The following is a 14883-nucleotide window of genomic DNA, read 5'->3' on the forward strand; positions in this document are numbered from 1 at the left end:
ATCACGGACTGAAATGCGGGACCTCGGGTTCCGGCCACTCCCTACACTGGGCGATGTGATCTCTCGAATCGACCTGCGCGGCTCCTCCTCGGACCTGCGCGACGTGCTGCCCCGTGCCGAGTTCGACGTGGAAGCCGCCCTGGAGAAGGTGCGGCCGATCTGCGAGGACGTACGCCATCGCGGGGTCGCGGCGCTGATCGAGATCACCGAGCGGTTCGACGGTGTGCGGCTGGAGTCCACCCGGGTCCCCGAGCAGGCGATCACCGCCGCGCTGGAGACCCTCGACCCGAAGGTGCGCGCCGCGCTGGAGGAGTCCATCCGCCGCGCCCGGCTGGTCCACCGCGAGCAGCGTCGTACCGACCACACCACCCAGGTGGTGCCGGGCGGCACGGTCGCCGAGCGCTGGGTGCCGGTCGACCGGGTCGGCCTGTACGTGCCGGGCGGCCTCGCGGTCTACCCGTCGTCCGTGGTGATGAACGTGGTGCCCGCGCAGGAGGCCGGTGTCCCCGGCATCGCGGTCACCTCGCCGCCGCAGAAGGAGTTCGGCGGCAGTGTGCACCCGACCATCCTGGCGGCCTGCGCCCTGCTCGGCGTCACCGAGGTGTACGCGGTGGGCGGCGCCCAGGCGGTCGCGATGTTCGCGTACGGCACCGAGGAGTGCGCCCCGGTCAACCTGGTGACCGGCCCCGGCAACATCTACGTGGCCGCCGCCAAGCGGCTGCTCAAGGGCCGGATCGGCATCGACGCCGAGGCCGGCCCGACCGAGATCGCGGTGCTTGCGGACGACACCGCCTCGCCGCGCGAGGTGGCCGCCGACCTGATCAGCCAGGCCGAGCACGACCCGATGGCCGCCTCCGTGCTGGTCACCGACTCGGTGGCGCTGGCCGAGGCGGTCGAGGCCGAGCTGGTCGAGCAGGTCGCCGGGACCAAGCACCGCGAGCGGGTCACCGAGGCGCTGACCGGCAAGCAGTCCGGCATCGTGCTGGTGGACGACGTCGAGCAGGGCCTCGCCGTGGTCAACGCCTACGCCGCCGAGCACCTGGAGATCCAGACCAGGGACGCCCGCGCGGTCGCCGCCCGGGTCCGCAACGCGGGCGCGATCTTCATCGGCGCGTACGCCCCGGTCTCGCTCGGCGACTACGCGGCCGGTTCCAACCACGTGCTGCCGACCGGGGGTTGTGCCTGTCACTCGTCCGGTCTCTCGGTGCAGTCCTTCCTGCGCGGCATCCACGTGGTGGAGTACACCCGCGAGGCGCTGGCCGAGGTCGCCGCGCACGTGGTCAACCTGGCGAACGCCGAGGACCTGCCCGGTCACGGCGACGCGGTCAAGGCTCGGTTCGATTGGACGGTCCCCGGCTCGTGACGAACATCGACGACCTGCCGATCCGGGACGAGCTGCGCGGCCAGTCCCCCTACGGCGCACCGCAGTTGGACGTGCCCGTCCAGCTGAACACGAACGAGAACCCATACCCGCTGCCCGAGCCGCTGGTGGCCCGGATCGCCGAGCGGGTGGCCGAGGCGGCCCGCAACCTCAATCGCTACCCCGACCGGGACGCGGTGGAGCTGCGCACCGGTCTGGCGGCGTACCTGACCAGGACCACCGGGTACGCGGTGACGAAGGACCAGGTCTGGGCCGCCAACGGCTCGAACGAGGTCCTCCAGCAGCTGCTGCAGACCTTCGGCGGCCCGGGCCGCAGCGCGCTCGGCTTCGAGCCCTCGTACTCGATGCACGCGCTGATCTCCCGGGGCACCGGCACGGCCTGGATCTCCGGCCCGCGCAACGAGGACTTCACCGTCGACCTCGAGGCGGCCAGGGCGGCGATCGCCGAGCAGCGGCCGAACGTGGTCTTCATCTGCTCGCCGAACAACCCGACCGGCACCGCCGTCGAGGCTGACGTGGTGCTCGCGCTGTACGAGGCCGCGCAGGCCGCCGGGCCGAGCCTGGTGATCGTGGACGAGGCGTACGTCGAGTTCTCGCACCGCGCCTCGCTGCTGTCGATGATCGAGGGCCGCCCCAACCTGGTGGTCAGCCGCACCATGTCGAAGGCGTTCGGCGCCGCCGGGCTGCGGCTCGGCTACCTGGCCGCCGACCCGGCGGTGGTGGACGCGGTGCAGCTGGTCCGCCTGCCGTACCACTTGAGCGCCGTCACCCAGGCGACCGCGCTGGCCTGCCTGGAGCACACCGACACGCTGCTCGGTTACGTCGAGCGGCTGAAGTCCGAGCGGGACCGGCTGGTCGGGGCGCTGCGCGGGCTCGGGCTCGAAGTCACCGACTCGGACGCGAACTTCATCCAGTTCGGCCGCTTCGCCGACACCCACGCGGTGTGGCGGGCGATCCTCGATCAGGGCGTCCTGGTCCGCGACAACGGCGTTCCCGGTTGGCTGCGCGTCACCGCCGGGACCTCGGAAGAGAACGACGCCTTCCTCGACGCCGTCCGTCTTGTCACCAAGGAGCTTTGAACCTCATGTCCCGCATCGGCCGCGTTGAGCGCACCACCAAGGAGACCTCGGTCCTGGTCGAGATCGACCTCGACGGCACCGGGAAGACCGACATCTCCACGGGCGTCGGGTTCTACGACCACATGCTCGACCAGCTGGGCCGCCACGGTCTCTTCGACCTCACCGTCAAGACCGAGGGTGACCTGCACATCGACACCCACCACACCATCGAGGACACCGCCCTCGCGCTCGGCGCCGCCTTCCGGCAGGCGCTCGGCGACAAGGTCGGCATCTACCGCTTCGGCAACTGCACGGTGCCGCTGGACGAGTCGCTCGCCCAGGTGACCGTCGACCTCTCCGGCCGCCCGTACCTGGTGCACACCGAGCCGGAGAACATGGCGCCGATGATCGGCAGCTACGACACCACGATGACCCGGCACATCCTGGAGTCCTTCGTGGCGCAGGCCGCCGTCGCCCTGCACGTGCACGTACCGTACGGTCGGAACGCCCACCACATCGTGGAGTGCCAGTTCAAGGCGCTGGCCCGGGCACTCCGTTATGCCGCCGAGCGCGACCCGCGCGCGGCCGGCATCCTCCCCTCGACCAAGGGTGCACTGTGAGCAAGTCCGCCACGCTGTTGATCATCGCCGGGCTGTTCCTGTCCGGCGGCGTGTTCTCGTTCTGGAAGCAGAAGCAGTCCAAGGGCGTGATCGCGGTGCTCGCGATCGGCGCCGTGCTGTGCCTGTCCGCCGGCCTGATGCGACTCTGAAGGAACTCCCCTGATGGGCAAGAACGTTGTGGTCCTCGACTACGGCTCGGGCAACCTCCGCTCGGCCCAGCGCGCGGTCGAGCGCACCGGTGCGACCGTCACCGTGACCTCCGACTTCCAGACCGCGATGGAGGCCGACGGCCTGCTGGTCCCCGGCGTCGGCGCCTTCGAGGCCTGCATGCGCGGGCTGAAGGCGGTGCGCGGCGAGATGATCATCGGCCGCCGGCTGGCCGGCGGCCGCCCGGTGCTGGGCATCTGCGTCGGCATGCAGATCCTGTTCGAGAAGGGCGTCGAGCACGGCGTCGAGACGGCCGGCTGCGACGAGTGGCCCGGTACGGTCGAGCCGCTGGACGCCCCGATCGTCCCGCACATGGGCTGGAACACCGTGGACGCGCCCGAGGGCAGCCGGCTGTTCGCAGGTCTTGACCCGGAGACCCGCTTCTACTTCGTGCACTCCTACGGCGTACGGCGCTGGGAGCTCGAGGTCACCAACCAGAACATCCGGGCGCCCCTGGTCACCTGGGCCACCCACGGTCAGCCGTTCGTCGCCGCGGTGGAGAACGGCCCGCTCTGGGCCACCCAGTTCCACCCCGAGAAGTCCGGCGACGCGGGTGCCGCGCTGCTGACCAACTGGGTCGACACCCTCTGACAACTCCCCTCCGCACCAGGCCCCTTCCCATTCAGGAAAGTTGCACGATGAGCCGCCTCGAACTCCTGCCTGCCGTCGACATCCGCAACGGCCAGGCCGTCCGCCTGGTCAAGGGCGCCTCCGGCACCGAGACCTCCTTCGGTACGCCGCTGGCCGCCGCGCTGGCCTGGCAGAACGCGGGCGCCGAGTGGCTGCATCTGGTGGACCTGGACGCCGCGTTCGGCACCGGCGACAACCGCGAGATCATCCGCGAGCTGAGCGAGCAGATGAACATCAAGGTCGAGCTCTCCGGGGGCATCAGGGACGACGCCTCGCTGGCCGCCGCCCTGGCCACCGGCTGCCGCCGGGTCAACCTGGGCACCGCCGCGCTGGAGCAGCCGGAGTGGGTGGCCAAGGTGATCGCCGAGCACGGTGACAAGATCGCGGTCGGCCTGGACGTGGTCGGCACCACCCTGCGTGGCCGTGGCTGGACCAGTGAGGGCGGCGACCTCTACGAGGTGCTGGCCCGCCTCGACTCCGAGGGCTGCGCCCGGTACGTGGTCACCGACGTCAACCGGGACGGCACCCTGACCGGTCCCAACCTGGAGCTGCTGCGCAACGTCTGCGCCGCCACCGACCGGCCGGTGGTCGCCTCGGGCGGCGTCTCCTCGCTGGACGACCTGCGCGCGATCGCCTCCCTGACCGGTGAGGGTGTCGAGGGGGCGATCGTGGGCAAGGCACTCTACGAGAGCAAGTTCACCCTCGAAGAGGCCCTGGAGGCCGTGTCATGACGGAGCGTCAGATCGTACGCGGCAGGATCGCCGGATTCTCCCCCTGGGAGGACGACTTCGGTTACTCCCGCGCCGTGGCGGCCGGAGACCACGTCCACGTGTCCGGCACCACCGCGTGGGTGGACGGGAAGATCGAGCACGAGGGCGACCCGTACCAGCAGACCCTCGCCGCCTTCGGCGTCGGCCTCCAGGCCCTCGCCGCGTACGGTCTGACGGCGGACGACGTGTTCCGCACCCGGATGTACATCACCCACGTCCGGGACGCCGACGAGGTCGGCCGGGCCCACCGGACCCTGTTCGCCGCCACCCGGCCCGCCGCCACCATGGTCGTGGTGGAGGGCCTGATCGACTCCCGGATGATGGTCGAGATCGAGCTCGACGCCTACCGCGCCGGGCTCGCCAGCACCCTGGAAGGTTTGCCGCAATGACCCTCGCCGTACGAGTCATCCCCTGCCTGGACGTGGACAACGGCCGGGTGGTCAAGGGCGTCAACTTCCAGAACCTGCGGGACGCCGGCGACCCGGTCGAGATGGCCAAGCTCTACGACGCCGAGGGCGCCGACGAGTTGACCTTCCTCGACATCACCGCCTCCTCCGGCGACCGGGAGACCACCTACGACGTGGTCCGGCGCACCGCCGAGCAGGTCTTCATCCCGCTCACCGTCGGTGGCGGCATCCGGGCCGTCGAGGACGTCGACAAACTGCTCCGGGCCGGGGCCGACAAGGTCGGCGTCAACACCGCCGCGATCGCCCGTCCCGAGCTGATCCGGGAGATCGCCCAGCGTTTCGGACGTCAGGTGCTGGTGCTCTCGGTCGACGCCCGCCGCTGCCCGCCCGGCACCGAAACGCCCTCCGGCTTCGAGGTCACCACCCACGGCGGCCGCCGCGGCACCGGTCTGGACGCGGTCGAATGGGCGGGCCGGGCCGCCGAGTTGGGCGCGGGGGAGATCCTGCTCAACTCGATGGACGCGGACGGCACCAAGGACGGCTACGACCTCGACATGATCCGCGCGGTCCGCAAGGCGGTCGCCGTTCCGGTCATCGCCTCCGGCGGCGCAGGACGTCTCGACGACTTCGCCCCCGCCGTCGACGCCGGCGCCGACGCCGTGCTGGCGGCCAGCGTCTTCCACTTCGGCGACCTCCGCATCGGCCAGGTCAAGGAGGCCCTCCGCAGCACCGGCCACCCGGTCCGCTGACCACGGGCCGGCGGGTGGTCGACGGCCGGACGCCCGACGGAAGTTGAGTGCCCGTCACTCGAACGGCAGGACCACCCGCAGCGCCTCGACCGCGTCCTCAGGACCGCTCACCGCGAGCTGCGCCCTGGCGCCCCGGCCGAAGGCGAACAGCACCAGTTCGCCGGGCTCGCCGGTGATCTCGACAGTGGGCCCGGTACGCCGGTTGACGGTCACCGACCGGCCGTCCGGCCGCCGGAGGACCAGCCGTACCGGACTCTTCCGGCCGGCCTCCAGCCGGGCCAGCATCGGCAGCCGCCGCCAGAGCCCCTCGGCCAGGCCGGGGTCGAGCGGCTCCGGCTGCCAGGCGTCCCCGCCCCGCCGGACGTCCTCCGCGTGCACGAAGTACTCGACGGTGTTGGCCGCCTCGTCCGCGCCGGGCAGCGCGAAGGGCGAGAGGACCGGCGGCCCGGTCCGGAACAGCCGCAGCAACTCCTCGTACGGGCGCGCCCGGTAGCCCTCCTGGACCCGGGCGGTCCACCTGGTCAGCAGGGGCAGCCTGATCCCGGCCGCAGCATCCATCCGGTGCTCGCGCAGGACCAGGTGGGCGGCCAGATCGTGGGTGGTCCACCCCGTGCAGAGGGTCGGGGCGTCGGGCCCGGCCGTGCGCAGGAGTTCGGTCAACCGCTGGCGCTCCACCCGAGCGAAGTTCGACATGCGGCCCACCCTACTCGGCCCGGCCAGCCGGGCCGAGCCCCTTCAGATGCCCCGTCAGCCGCCGCCCGCCCGGCTGGTCGGTGACGGCCATGATGCAGGTCGCGTCGCGCAGCCCGGCCTGGTAGTGCACCAGGCGCGGCCCGAGGTAGCGCCCGAAGTACGGGCCGCCACCGCCCTGCCTGCTTTCCCACTCCACCAGGTGCGGTTCGCAGGCCGCCGTCATCGCCTGCTGGACCGCCGTCTCCCCGGTCAGCCCCTCGGGCAGCACGATGTCGGCGACCACCTCGCCGTCGTGCGCCTGCTCGCAGGGCCTGGCCTCGGCCGGTGCCGTGGTCCGGCTCAGCGGCTGGTAGTCCAGGCAGGTCCCGGGCGGGAAGAACAGGTACGGCAGCACCTTGCTCGGCGAGGGAGAGGGCGAGGGCGTAGGCGAGGCCGTGGGCGGCGGCGGTGACGGCGCCGCCCGCCGCTCCGGCTCGGGCCAGAGGAGCACCACCGCGCCCGCCGCCACCAGAAGCAGGACCACCGCCGTGGCCACCATCCGCCGCCGTGCCATCCCCGACCCCCTCGTTCCGACCGGGCCCATTCTGGCCGCCCCGGGCCGTCCCGTCAGCTACTCCGCGAAGCCGGAGCCGGCCAGGTATACGCTGACGGTGGCACGGCCCTGAGCAGCTACTGGGGTCTTTGGTTATGCGAGTTGGGATCGTCGGGCACGAGGGGCTCTCGGATCTGAGCGAGATGCTGGTCCGGAGCGACCTGTGGCGACTGGTCAGCACGTTCGGCAGCTATGACCTGGTCGGGGTGACCTGTCTGGCGGCGGGGCCCGAGACGTGGTTCGCCCAGTCGGTGCTGGAGTACGGCGGCAAGGTCGAGGTGATCGTCTCGGCCGGCGCGGGGAAGGCCGGGGCGTTCGCGGGCGAGGGCCGACAGACCAGGCAGCGGCTGATGAACGAGGCGACCGCGGTGCACCGGCTGGCACCGGTCGAGGTCGGTGGCCTCGGTGACGACACCTGCCGGGCCCTGGTCGCGATGGTGGACGAACTGATCGCGGTCTGGGACGGCCGCCCCGAGGGTCACACCGCCGAGGTGGTCCGGGCGGCGGAGCGGGCCGGGCTGTACGTCCAGGTGGTCTGGCCGCAGGGGTGCGAGAGCCCGGCGCGGTGACCCCGCGAGAGCCCGGCGCCGTGAGCCGGTGGTGCCGGGCGGGCCGGGGTGAGCTGCCACAATGGACGCCATGTCGACCACTCCCGCCACCCCCGGCAGCACCGCCCTCGCCCCTGACATCGCCGCCAGGCTCAAGCGCACCGAGGACGGCCTGCTGCCGGCGATCGCCCAGCAGTACGACACCGGCGAGGTGCTGATGCTCGGTTGGATGGACGACGAGGCGCTGCACCGCACGCTCACCACCGGCCGCTGCACGTACTGGAGCCGCAGCCGTCGCGAGTACTGGGTCAAGGGCGACACCTCGGGCCACTTCCAGCATGTCAAGGAGGTGGCGCTGGACTGCGACGGCGACACCCTGCTGGTGAAGGTCGACCAGGTCGGCGCCGCCTGCCACACCGGTGACCGGACCTGCTTCGACGCCGACGTGCTGCCGGTCGCTCGCTAACCTGTCCCTGCCCGCCCCAACTGACGAACGGTGCCAAGCCAGATGGACCTCGAGGACTTCCGCAAACTCGCCGTAGACACCCGGGTCATCCCGGTCACCCGCCGGCTCCTCGCGGACGGCCTTACCCCCATCGGGCTCTACCGCAGCCTGGCCGGTGAGCGCCCGGGCACCTTCCTGCTGGAGTCGGCCGAGCAGGGCAACTGGTCCCGGTACTCCTTCGTCGGTGTGCACAGCGCCGCCACCCTGACCGTCGACCCGGACGGGAACGCCCGCTGGCAGGGCACCCCGCCGGTCGGCATCCCCACCACCGGCGACCCGCTGGAGGTGCTGCGCGCCACGCTCGACGCCCTGCACACGCCCCGGCACACCGACGACGGCCTGCCGCCGCTGACCGGCGGCCTGGTCGGCTACCTCGGATACGACGTGGTCCGCCGGCTGGAGAAGCTGCCGAACCTCACGCCGGACGACCTGCGGCTCCCCGAGCTGACCATGCTGCTGGCCACCGACCTGGCCGTGCTCGACCACGCCGACGGCACGGTGCTGCTGATCGCCAACGCGGTCAACCACAACGACCTGGCCAGCGGCGTGGACGAGGCCCACACCGACGCCGTCGCCCGGCTGGACCGGATGCAGGCCGACCTGGCCCGACCGGTCGACCCGGGCCTGGCGACCTTCACCCCCACGGCGGTTGACGCCCACTCACCCTTCGGCGGTGCCCCGTACCGGGCCGCGGTCGAGGAGGTGAAGGAGCGGATCAGGGCCGGCGAGGCGTTCCAGGTGGTCCCCTCGCAGCGGTTCGAGGCACCCTGCGCGGCCGGCGCGCTGGACGTCTACCGGGTGCTGCGCACCACCAACCCCAGCCCGTACATGTACCTGTTCCGCTTCCCCGGCCCCGACGGCACCGCCGAGGGCGGCTTCGACGTGGTCGGCTCCAGCCCGGAGGCGCTGGTCAAGGTGACGGGCGGTCAGGCGATGGTGCACCCGATCGCCGGCACCCGGCACCGGGGCGCCACCCCGCACGAGGACGCCGAACTGGCCGCCGAGCTGCTCGCCGACCCCAAGGAGCGGGCCGAGCACCTGATGCTGGTGGACCTCGGCCGCAACGACCTCGGCCGGGTCTGCGAGCCCGGCAGCGTCGAGGTGGTCGACTTCATGTCGGTCGAGCGCTACAGCCACGTGATGCACATCGTCTCCACCGTCACCGGCCGGGTGGCGGCGGGCCGTTCGGCCTTCGACGTGCTGACCGCCTGCTTCCCGGCCGGCACCCTCTCGGGTGCCCCCAAGCCCCGCGCGATGCGGATCATCGAGGAGCTCGAACCCACCCGTCGCGGCCTCTACGGCGGCTGCGTCGGCTACCTCGACTTCGCCGGGGACTCCGACACCGCGATCGCCATCCGCACCGCCCTGCTCCGCGACGGCACCGCCTACGTCCAGGCCGGCGCGGGCGTGGTCGCCGACTCCGACCCGCACTCGGAGGACACCGAGTGCCGCAACAAGGCCGCCGCCGTCCTCCGGGCCGTCGCCACCGCCAACACGCTGCGCAGCTCGCGGTAGACCCCGGCGCGGCCCCGGCCGTGCGGTCGGGGATAGTGGACGGGTGACCTCGTTTCCCTCGCCCCGTACCGCCGAGCCCGCCGCCGAGCCCGTGCCGGAGAAGAACAGTCGCCGGATGCTCGGTGTGATGCTGCTGCTGACCGTCGCCGGGGCGGTGCTGGTGCTGACCGCCGTGAGCCGGGTGTGGGCGACCGGGAGGGCCGGGGGGCTGGCGGTCGAGGTGACCGGGAGCGCGGTCTCCGGGCTGCCGGGCGGGCTGGCCCTGGTCGGGCTGGCCTCCGCGGTGGCGGTCTTCGCGGTACGTGGTGCGGGCAAGGTGGTGGTGGGCGCCCTGGTGACGCTGGCCGGACTGGGTGCCGGCGTGACGGCGGCGTTCGGCGCGGCCGCCACGGGAGCGCTGGACGCCGAGGCGGCCAAGAAGCTCGCGCTGGTGAGCGCCCGGGCCGAGCAGGTGAGCCACACGGCCTGGCCGTGGGCGGCCGTACTGGGCGGTCTGCTGCTGACCCTGGCCGGGCTGCTGACAGTGCGGTACGGCCGGGACTGGCCCGCGCTGGGCAGCCGGTACGACGCCCCGGCGCGGAAGGCCGCACCCAGGGCGAAGGCGGCCGGGAGCCCGGCCGAGCTGTGGCAGGCGCTGGACCGCGGCGAGGACCCGACCTGAGACCGGAGGCCCCCCGCTTGGGAGCGGCCGCCGGCGCCCGGCACAATGGAGACGTCAACCCGCCGAGCGCCCGCAGCCCGGTCGGGCCCCGGAGAACCAAGGAGCACCATCAGATGTCGGCAGCAGCGCACGGCAACACCCCCGCCGCCTGGACCGGCTCGACCATCGCCTTCATCGGCTTCACGGTCAGCGGCGTCGCCATGATCATCCCCGCCATCTGGCTCTTCTTCGTGGGCCTGGGCGTCGTGGTCCTCGGCGGCATCGTCGGCAAGGCGATGGCCATGGCGGGCATGGGCAAGCAGCCCAGCCCGAACTTCTACACCCCCGAGGAGACGGCCGCCCGCCAGGCGGTCACGTCCGGGGTCTGAGACTCCGTCAGGACGACAGGGAGCGGCAGGCGCGCGGAGCGCCCGCCGCTCCCTTCGCATGTGACACGCGCGCCCGCCTGGGCGACGGGCCGGGGCGGCGGGGGCAGAATCGGCGGGGTGAACGCCGCACCGCAGCCCAGTTACCCGCCCGTGCCGCCGTCCGCCCCGCGCCGGCTGGTCCGCCCGCTGGCCGCCCTCGTGGCGGTCGCCCTGCCGACCCTGTACGTGGCGGCGGTCGACCCGAACACGCCCGGCCACTACCCGGTCTGCCCGGTGCTCGCGGCCACCGGCTGGTGGTGCCCGGGCTGCGGCGGCCTGCGGGCCGTGCACGCGCTCACCCACGGCGAGCTGACCGCGGCGGTGCACGACAACCTGCTGGTGGTGGTGCTGGTGGGGTCCGTCGCGGTGCTCTGGGTCGGCTGGCTCTGGGCCGAACTGACCGGCGGGAAGGCACCCCGGGTCGGCTTCGGCGCGGCTCGGACGGTCCTGCTGGTGCTGGTCCTCGGCCTGTTCATGGTGCTGCGGAACCTCCCGGCCGGAGCCGCCCTGGCACCGCTGGCCGGGTAGTACTCCGGCGTGTGCGCCGGTCCGCTCCGCGAGACGCGCGCCAGGCGGATGCGGTTCGCGCCCCCTGCGCCCGATACCATCGAGAGGCCGACGGGGGCAGATCAGCACCGGACCTGCACAGGTCCGGTCAGGTTCGTACCCGCGGTGTTACACCCGACCAGCCGGGCGACGCCCGGCGAAACGATGGGGGAGCCCGCGTGAGTGTGCTCGACGAGATCATCGACGGGGTCCGGGAGGACCTCGCCGAGCGACAGGCCCGGGTCTCCCTGGACCAGCTCAAGGAGCTGGCCGCCAAGGCGCCCGACGCCAAGGACGGCGTGGCCGCGCTGCGTGGTGACGGCATCCGGGTGATCTGCGAGGTCAAGCGCTCCAGCCCGTCCAAGGGAGCCCTGGCGGCGATCGCCGACCCGGCCGCCCTGGCCCGCGACTACGCGGCCGGAGGTGCCGCCGCGATCAGCGTCCTGACCGAACAGCGCCGCTTCGGCGGTTCGCTGGGCGACCTGGACGCCGTCCGGGCCGCGGTCGAGACCCCGGTCCTGCGCAAGGACTTCATCGTCACCGCGTACCAGCTCTGGGAGGCCCGCGCCCACGGCGCCGACCTCGCGCTGCTGATCGTGGCGGCCCTGGACCAGCCCGCGCTCGTCTCGCTCATCGAGCGGGCCGAGTCGATCGGGCTCACGCCCCTGGTCGAGGTCCACGACGAGGAGGAGATCGCCCGCGCGGTGGACGCCGGAGCGAAGATCATCGGCGTCAACGCCCGCAACCTCAAGACCCTCGAGGTCGACCGGAACACCTTCGGCAACGTGGTGGACGCCATCCCGGCGCACATCGTCCGGGTCGCGGAGTCCGGGGTGCGCGGCCCGCACGACCTGATCGCGTACGCCAACCTGGGCGCGGACGCCGTCCTGGTGGGCGAGTCCCTGGTGACCGGCAAGGACCCGAAGGCGGCCGTGGCCGATCTGGTGGCCGCCGGCGCCCACCCGGCCCTGCGCAACAACGGACGGGGCTGACCCCGATCATGAACGCCCGCCTCGCCCCCGGCTGCCGCCCGCGCGGCTGCCGCGCGCCCGCGCGCCGGGTGCTGGGGCGGCGGGTGCGGTACGTGATCGGTTGCGAGCCCGGGCAGGTGCAGGGCCGCCGATGGCGCAGGACGAACGGCTGAGCACAGCCATGCCGCGTTCCTGACAGCCATTCATCGAATCACGAGGACTACAGCCATGTCCGAAAAGGACTACCTGCCCGGCGTCCAGGTCCCCGACGCCCGGGGTTACTTCGGCGCGTACGGCGGCCGCTTCATCCCGGAGGCGCTGGTCGCCGCCGTCGAGCAGGTCGCCGAGGAGTACGAGAAGGCCAAGGCCGACCCGGCCTTCGCGGCCGAGCTCGACGCGCTGCTCAAGGACTACACCGGGCGGCCGAGCCCGCTCACCGACGTGCACCGGTTCTCAGCCGAGGCGGGCGGGGCGCGCGTCCTGCTCAAGCGCGAGGACCTGAACCACACCGGCTCGCACAAGATCAACAACGTGCTGGGCCAGGCGCTGCTGACCCGCCGGATGGGCAAGACCCGGATCATCGCCGAGACCGGCGCCGGCCAGCACGGCGTGGCCACCGCCACCGCCTGTGCGCTGTTCGGCTTCGACTGCACCATCTACATGGGCGAGGTCGACACCGAGCGGCAGGCGCTCAACGTGGCCAGGATGCGGATGCTGGGCGCCGAGGTGATCCCGGTGACCTCCGGCAGCCGCACGCTCAAGGACGCCATCAACGAGGCGTTCCGGGACTGGGTCGCCAACGTCGACTCCACCCACTACCTGTTCGGCACGGTCGCCGGGCCGCACCCGTTCCCGGCGATGGTCCGCGACTTCCACCGGGTGATCGGCGTGGAGGCCCGCGAGCAGGTGCTGGAGCGTACCGGCCGGCTGCCGGACGCCGTGGTCGCCTGCGTCGGCGGCGGATCCAACGCGATGGGCATCTTCCACGAGTTCATCCCGGACGCGGGCGTCCGGCTGATCGGCTGCGAGGCGGCCGGCGAGGGCGTCGACACCCCCAGGCACGCGGCCACCCTGACCAAGGGCGACCCCGGCGTGCTGCACGGCTCGCGCACGTACGTGCTCCAGGACGAGGACGGCCAGACCATCGAGTCGCACTCGATCTCGGCCGGCCTGGACTACCCTGGCGTCGGCCCCGAGCACGCCTGGCTGAAGGACACCGGCCGGGCCGAGTACCGCCCGGTGACGGACGACCAGGCGATGCAGGCGCTGCGGCTGCTGTCGCGCACCGAGGGCATCATCCCGGCGATCGAGAGCGCGCACGCGCTGGCGGGCGCGCTGGTTCTGGGCCGCGAGCTGGGCCCGGAGGCGACGATCCTGGTCTCGCTGTCGGGTCGTGGCGACAAGGACATGCACACCGCCGCGCAGTACTTCGGCCTGTACGACCAGAACAACGGGGGCAAGTGACCATGGCTTCTAAGCTGAGCGCGGTCCTCTCCGCTGCCAAGACTGAGAACCGGGCGGCCCTGATCGGGTACCTCCCGGCCGGCTTCCCGACCGTCGACGGCGGCATCGCCGCGGTCAAGGCGCTGATCGAGGGCGGCTGCGACGTGGTCGAGGTCGGCCTGCCGCACTCCGACCCGGTCCTGGACGGTCCGACCATCCAGACCGCCGACGACATCGCGCTGCGCGGCGGGGTCCGGATCAAGGACGTGCTGCGGACCGTCGCCGAGGCGACCGCAGCCTACCCGGGCACCGCGGTCCTGGTGATGACCTACTGGAACCCGGTGGACCGTTACGGCGTGGCCCGTTTCGCGGCGGAGCTTGCCGCCGCCGGGGGAGCGGGCGTGATCCTGCCCGACCTACCGGTCGAGGAGTCCGACGAATGGCGGAAGGCGGCGGGCGAGCACGGCCTCGACACCGTCTTCGTGGTCGCCCCCAGCAGCAAGGACCCCCGCCTCGCCGAGGTCACGACAGCGGGCTCCGGCTTCGTCTACGCGGCCGCCGTGATGGGCGTGACCGGCACCCGGGCCGCCGTCGGCAACCTCGCCGAGGACCTGGTCGCCCGCACCCGGGCCACCACCGACCTGCCGGTCTGCGTCGGGCTCGGCGTCTCCAACGCGGACCAGGCGGCGCAGGTGGCCGCCTTCGCGGACGGGGTGATCGTGGGGTCGGCCTTCGTGCAGCGGATCCTGGACGCGGCCGACGAGGACGCCGCTCTGGCGGCGGTCCGCGGCCTCGCCGCGGAGCTGGCGGAGGGCGTCCGCCGCAGGTAGGCGGTCGACCATCCAGGGGCCCGGGGAACCGCGAGATGCGGTTCCCCGGGCCCCTGTCGTGCCGGGGCCCGTCCGGGCGATCCTGCCGGGCGTGCGACGCCGGACCCGCCGCGCCAGCGGCTGATGTCGCGGACGCCGCACGCCCCGCAGCGCCAGCCGCACGTGTCACAGCCGGCAAGATCGCCCGGACGGGCCTGGCACGGGTGCTCGACAGTGCCCGACGGTCAACCCCCGGTCCCGCCGTCCGGGTGAAGTGTGGGGGGTTGACGCATCGGGGGCGGTTGGGTGGCGTTGAGTGGAGGGACGAGTTCGTGTGCTGTACGACTCGTTCCGCCGCCCGAAGGAGTCTG

20 protein-coding genes are annotated in these 14883 nt (G+C 72.7%); 18 read left to right on the forward strand and 2 right to left on the reverse strand.

Features of this window, described 5'->3' with window-relative positions:
• Window positions 1-55: 55 nt before the first annotated feature.
• From hisD to hisF, 8 genes are read left to right on the forward strand one after another with little or no spacing between them, the layout of a single operon-like run.
• Window positions 56-1363, forward strand: a complete 1308-nt coding sequence (hisD, locus tag ACKUU6_RS24815) for a histidinol dehydrogenase (RefSeq protein ID WP_407990772.1) — start codon at window positions 56-58, stop codon at window positions 1361-1363.
• Complete coding sequence (locus ACKUU6_RS24820) at window positions 1360-2460, forward strand: histidinol-phosphate transaminase (protein ID WP_407990773.1); 1101 nt, start codon at window positions 1360-1362, stop codon at window positions 2458-2460. Before hisD ends, ACKUU6_RS24820 begins: the two co-directional genes overlap by 4 nt.
• Before the next feature lie 5 nt (window positions 2461-2465).
• Window positions 2466-3059 carry an imidazoleglycerol-phosphate dehydratase HisB gene (hisB, locus tag ACKUU6_RS24825; RefSeq protein ID WP_184920902.1) on the forward strand — a complete coding sequence of 198 codons (594 nt, stop codon included), beginning with the start codon at window positions 2466-2468 and terminating at the stop codon, window positions 3057-3059.
• Window positions 3056-3208, forward strand: a complete 153-nt coding sequence (locus ACKUU6_RS24830; RefSeq protein ID WP_407990774.1) for a hypothetical protein — start codon at window positions 3056-3058, stop codon at window positions 3206-3208. Before hisB ends, ACKUU6_RS24830 begins: the two co-directional genes overlap by 4 nt.
• A 13-nt stretch (window positions 3209-3221) precedes the next feature.
• Window positions 3222-3857 carry an imidazole glycerol phosphate synthase subunit HisH gene (hisH, locus tag ACKUU6_RS24835; RefSeq protein WP_407990775.1) on the forward strand — a complete coding sequence of 212 codons (636 nt, stop codon included), beginning with the start codon at window positions 3222-3224 and terminating at the stop codon, window positions 3855-3857.
• A gap of 47 nt (window positions 3858-3904) precedes the next feature.
• A complete protein-coding gene (gene priA / locus ACKUU6_RS24840; protein WP_407990776.1) occupies window positions 3905-4627 on the forward strand; it encodes a bifunctional 1-(5-phosphoribosyl)-5-((5-phosphoribosylamino)methylideneamino)imidazole-4-carboxamide isomerase/phosphoribosylanthranilate isomerase PriA in 723 nt (240 codons plus the stop codon).
• A complete protein-coding gene (locus tag ACKUU6_RS24845) occupies window positions 4624-5055 on the forward strand; it encodes a RidA family protein (protein ID WP_407990777.1) in 432 nt (143 codons plus the stop codon). The genes priA and ACKUU6_RS24845 overlap by 4 nt, the downstream gene beginning before the upstream one ends.
• Window positions 5052-5822, forward strand: a complete 771-nt coding sequence (gene hisF, locus ACKUU6_RS24850) for an imidazole glycerol phosphate synthase subunit HisF (protein ID WP_407990778.1) — start codon at window positions 5052-5054, stop codon at window positions 5820-5822. Before ACKUU6_RS24845 ends, hisF begins: the two co-directional genes overlap by 4 nt.
• A 54-nt stretch (window positions 5823-5876) precedes the next feature.
• Here the strand turns inward: hisF and ACKUU6_RS24855 are convergent, their stop codons facing one another.
• Together ACKUU6_RS24855 and ACKUU6_RS24860 are read right to left on the reverse strand one after the other, a co-directional pair.
• Entirely contained in the window at window positions 5877-6515 is a 639-nt protein-coding gene (locus ACKUU6_RS24855; RefSeq protein WP_407990779.1) for a TIGR03085 family metal-binding protein, read from the reverse strand.
• 10 nt (window positions 6516-6525) lie between these two features.
• Window positions 6526-7068 carry a hypothetical protein gene (locus ACKUU6_RS24860; RefSeq protein WP_407990780.1) on the reverse strand — a complete coding sequence of 181 codons (543 nt, stop codon included), beginning with the start codon at window positions 7066-7068 and terminating at the stop codon, window positions 6526-6528.
• A gap of 134 nt (window positions 7069-7202) precedes the next feature.
• On the opposite strand from ACKUU6_RS24860, the gene ACKUU6_RS24865 reads away from it, so the two are divergent.
• The 10 genes from ACKUU6_RS24865 (at window position 7203) to trpA (ending at window position 14533) form a co-directional block, all read left to right on the forward strand.
• A complete protein-coding gene (locus tag ACKUU6_RS24865) occupies window positions 7203-7676 on the forward strand; it encodes a hypothetical protein (RefSeq protein WP_407990781.1) in 474 nt (157 codons plus the stop codon).
• A 70-nt stretch (window positions 7677-7746) separates the two neighbouring features.
• Complete coding sequence (gene hisI / locus ACKUU6_RS24870) at window positions 7747-8121, forward strand: phosphoribosyl-AMP cyclohydrolase (RefSeq protein WP_407990782.1); 375 nt, start codon at window positions 7747-7749, stop codon at window positions 8119-8121.
• Between the two features lie 42 nt (window positions 8122-8163).
• A complete protein-coding gene (locus tag ACKUU6_RS24875; protein ID WP_407990783.1) occupies window positions 8164-9675 on the forward strand; it encodes an anthranilate synthase component I in 1512 nt (503 codons plus the stop codon).
• A gap of 43 nt (window positions 9676-9718) precedes the next feature.
• Entirely contained in the window at window positions 9719-10336 is a 618-nt protein-coding gene (locus tag ACKUU6_RS24880) for a TIGR02234 family membrane protein (RefSeq protein ID WP_407990784.1), read from the forward strand.
• A 113-nt stretch (window positions 10337-10449) separates the two neighbouring features.
• On the forward strand, window positions 10450-10704 hold the full coding sequence (locus ACKUU6_RS24885) for an HGxxPAAW family protein (RefSeq protein WP_407990785.1): 255 nt from the start codon (window positions 10450-10452) through the stop codon (window positions 10702-10704).
• A gap of 117 nt (window positions 10705-10821) precedes the next feature.
• Window positions 10822-11271, forward strand: coding sequence for a DUF2752 domain-containing protein (locus ACKUU6_RS24890; RefSeq protein WP_407990786.1), 450 nt, complete (start codon window positions 10822-10824; stop codon window positions 11269-11271).
• Between the two features lie 197 nt (window positions 11272-11468).
• On the forward strand, window positions 11469-12281 hold the full coding sequence (trpC, locus tag ACKUU6_RS24895) for an indole-3-glycerol phosphate synthase TrpC (protein ID WP_407990787.1): 813 nt from the start codon (window positions 11469-11471) through the stop codon (window positions 12279-12281).
• Between the two features lie 8 nt (window positions 12282-12289).
• Window positions 12290-12433: a tryptophan biosynthesis modulator TrpM gene (gene trpM, locus ACKUU6_RS24900; protein ID WP_407990788.1), complete on the forward strand. Its 144-nt coding sequence runs from the start codon at window positions 12290-12292 to the stop codon at window positions 12431-12433.
• A gap of 55 nt (window positions 12434-12488) precedes the next feature.
• Window positions 12489-13724: a tryptophan synthase subunit beta gene (trpB, locus tag ACKUU6_RS24905; protein ID WP_407990789.1), complete on the forward strand. Its 1236-nt coding sequence runs from the start codon at window positions 12489-12491 to the stop codon at window positions 13722-13724.
• A 2-nt stretch (window positions 13725-13726) separates the two neighbouring features.
• Entirely contained in the window at window positions 13727-14533 is an 807-nt protein-coding gene (gene trpA / locus ACKUU6_RS24910) for a tryptophan synthase subunit alpha (RefSeq protein ID WP_407990790.1), read from the forward strand.
• The last annotated feature ends 350 nt before the right edge of the window (window positions 14534-14883 follow it).

The sequence above is a fragment of the Kitasatospora sp. CMC57 genome (genome assembly GCF_045866025.2).
Classification (GTDB): domain Bacteria; phylum Actinomycetota; class Actinomycetes; order Streptomycetales; family Streptomycetaceae; genus Kitasatospora.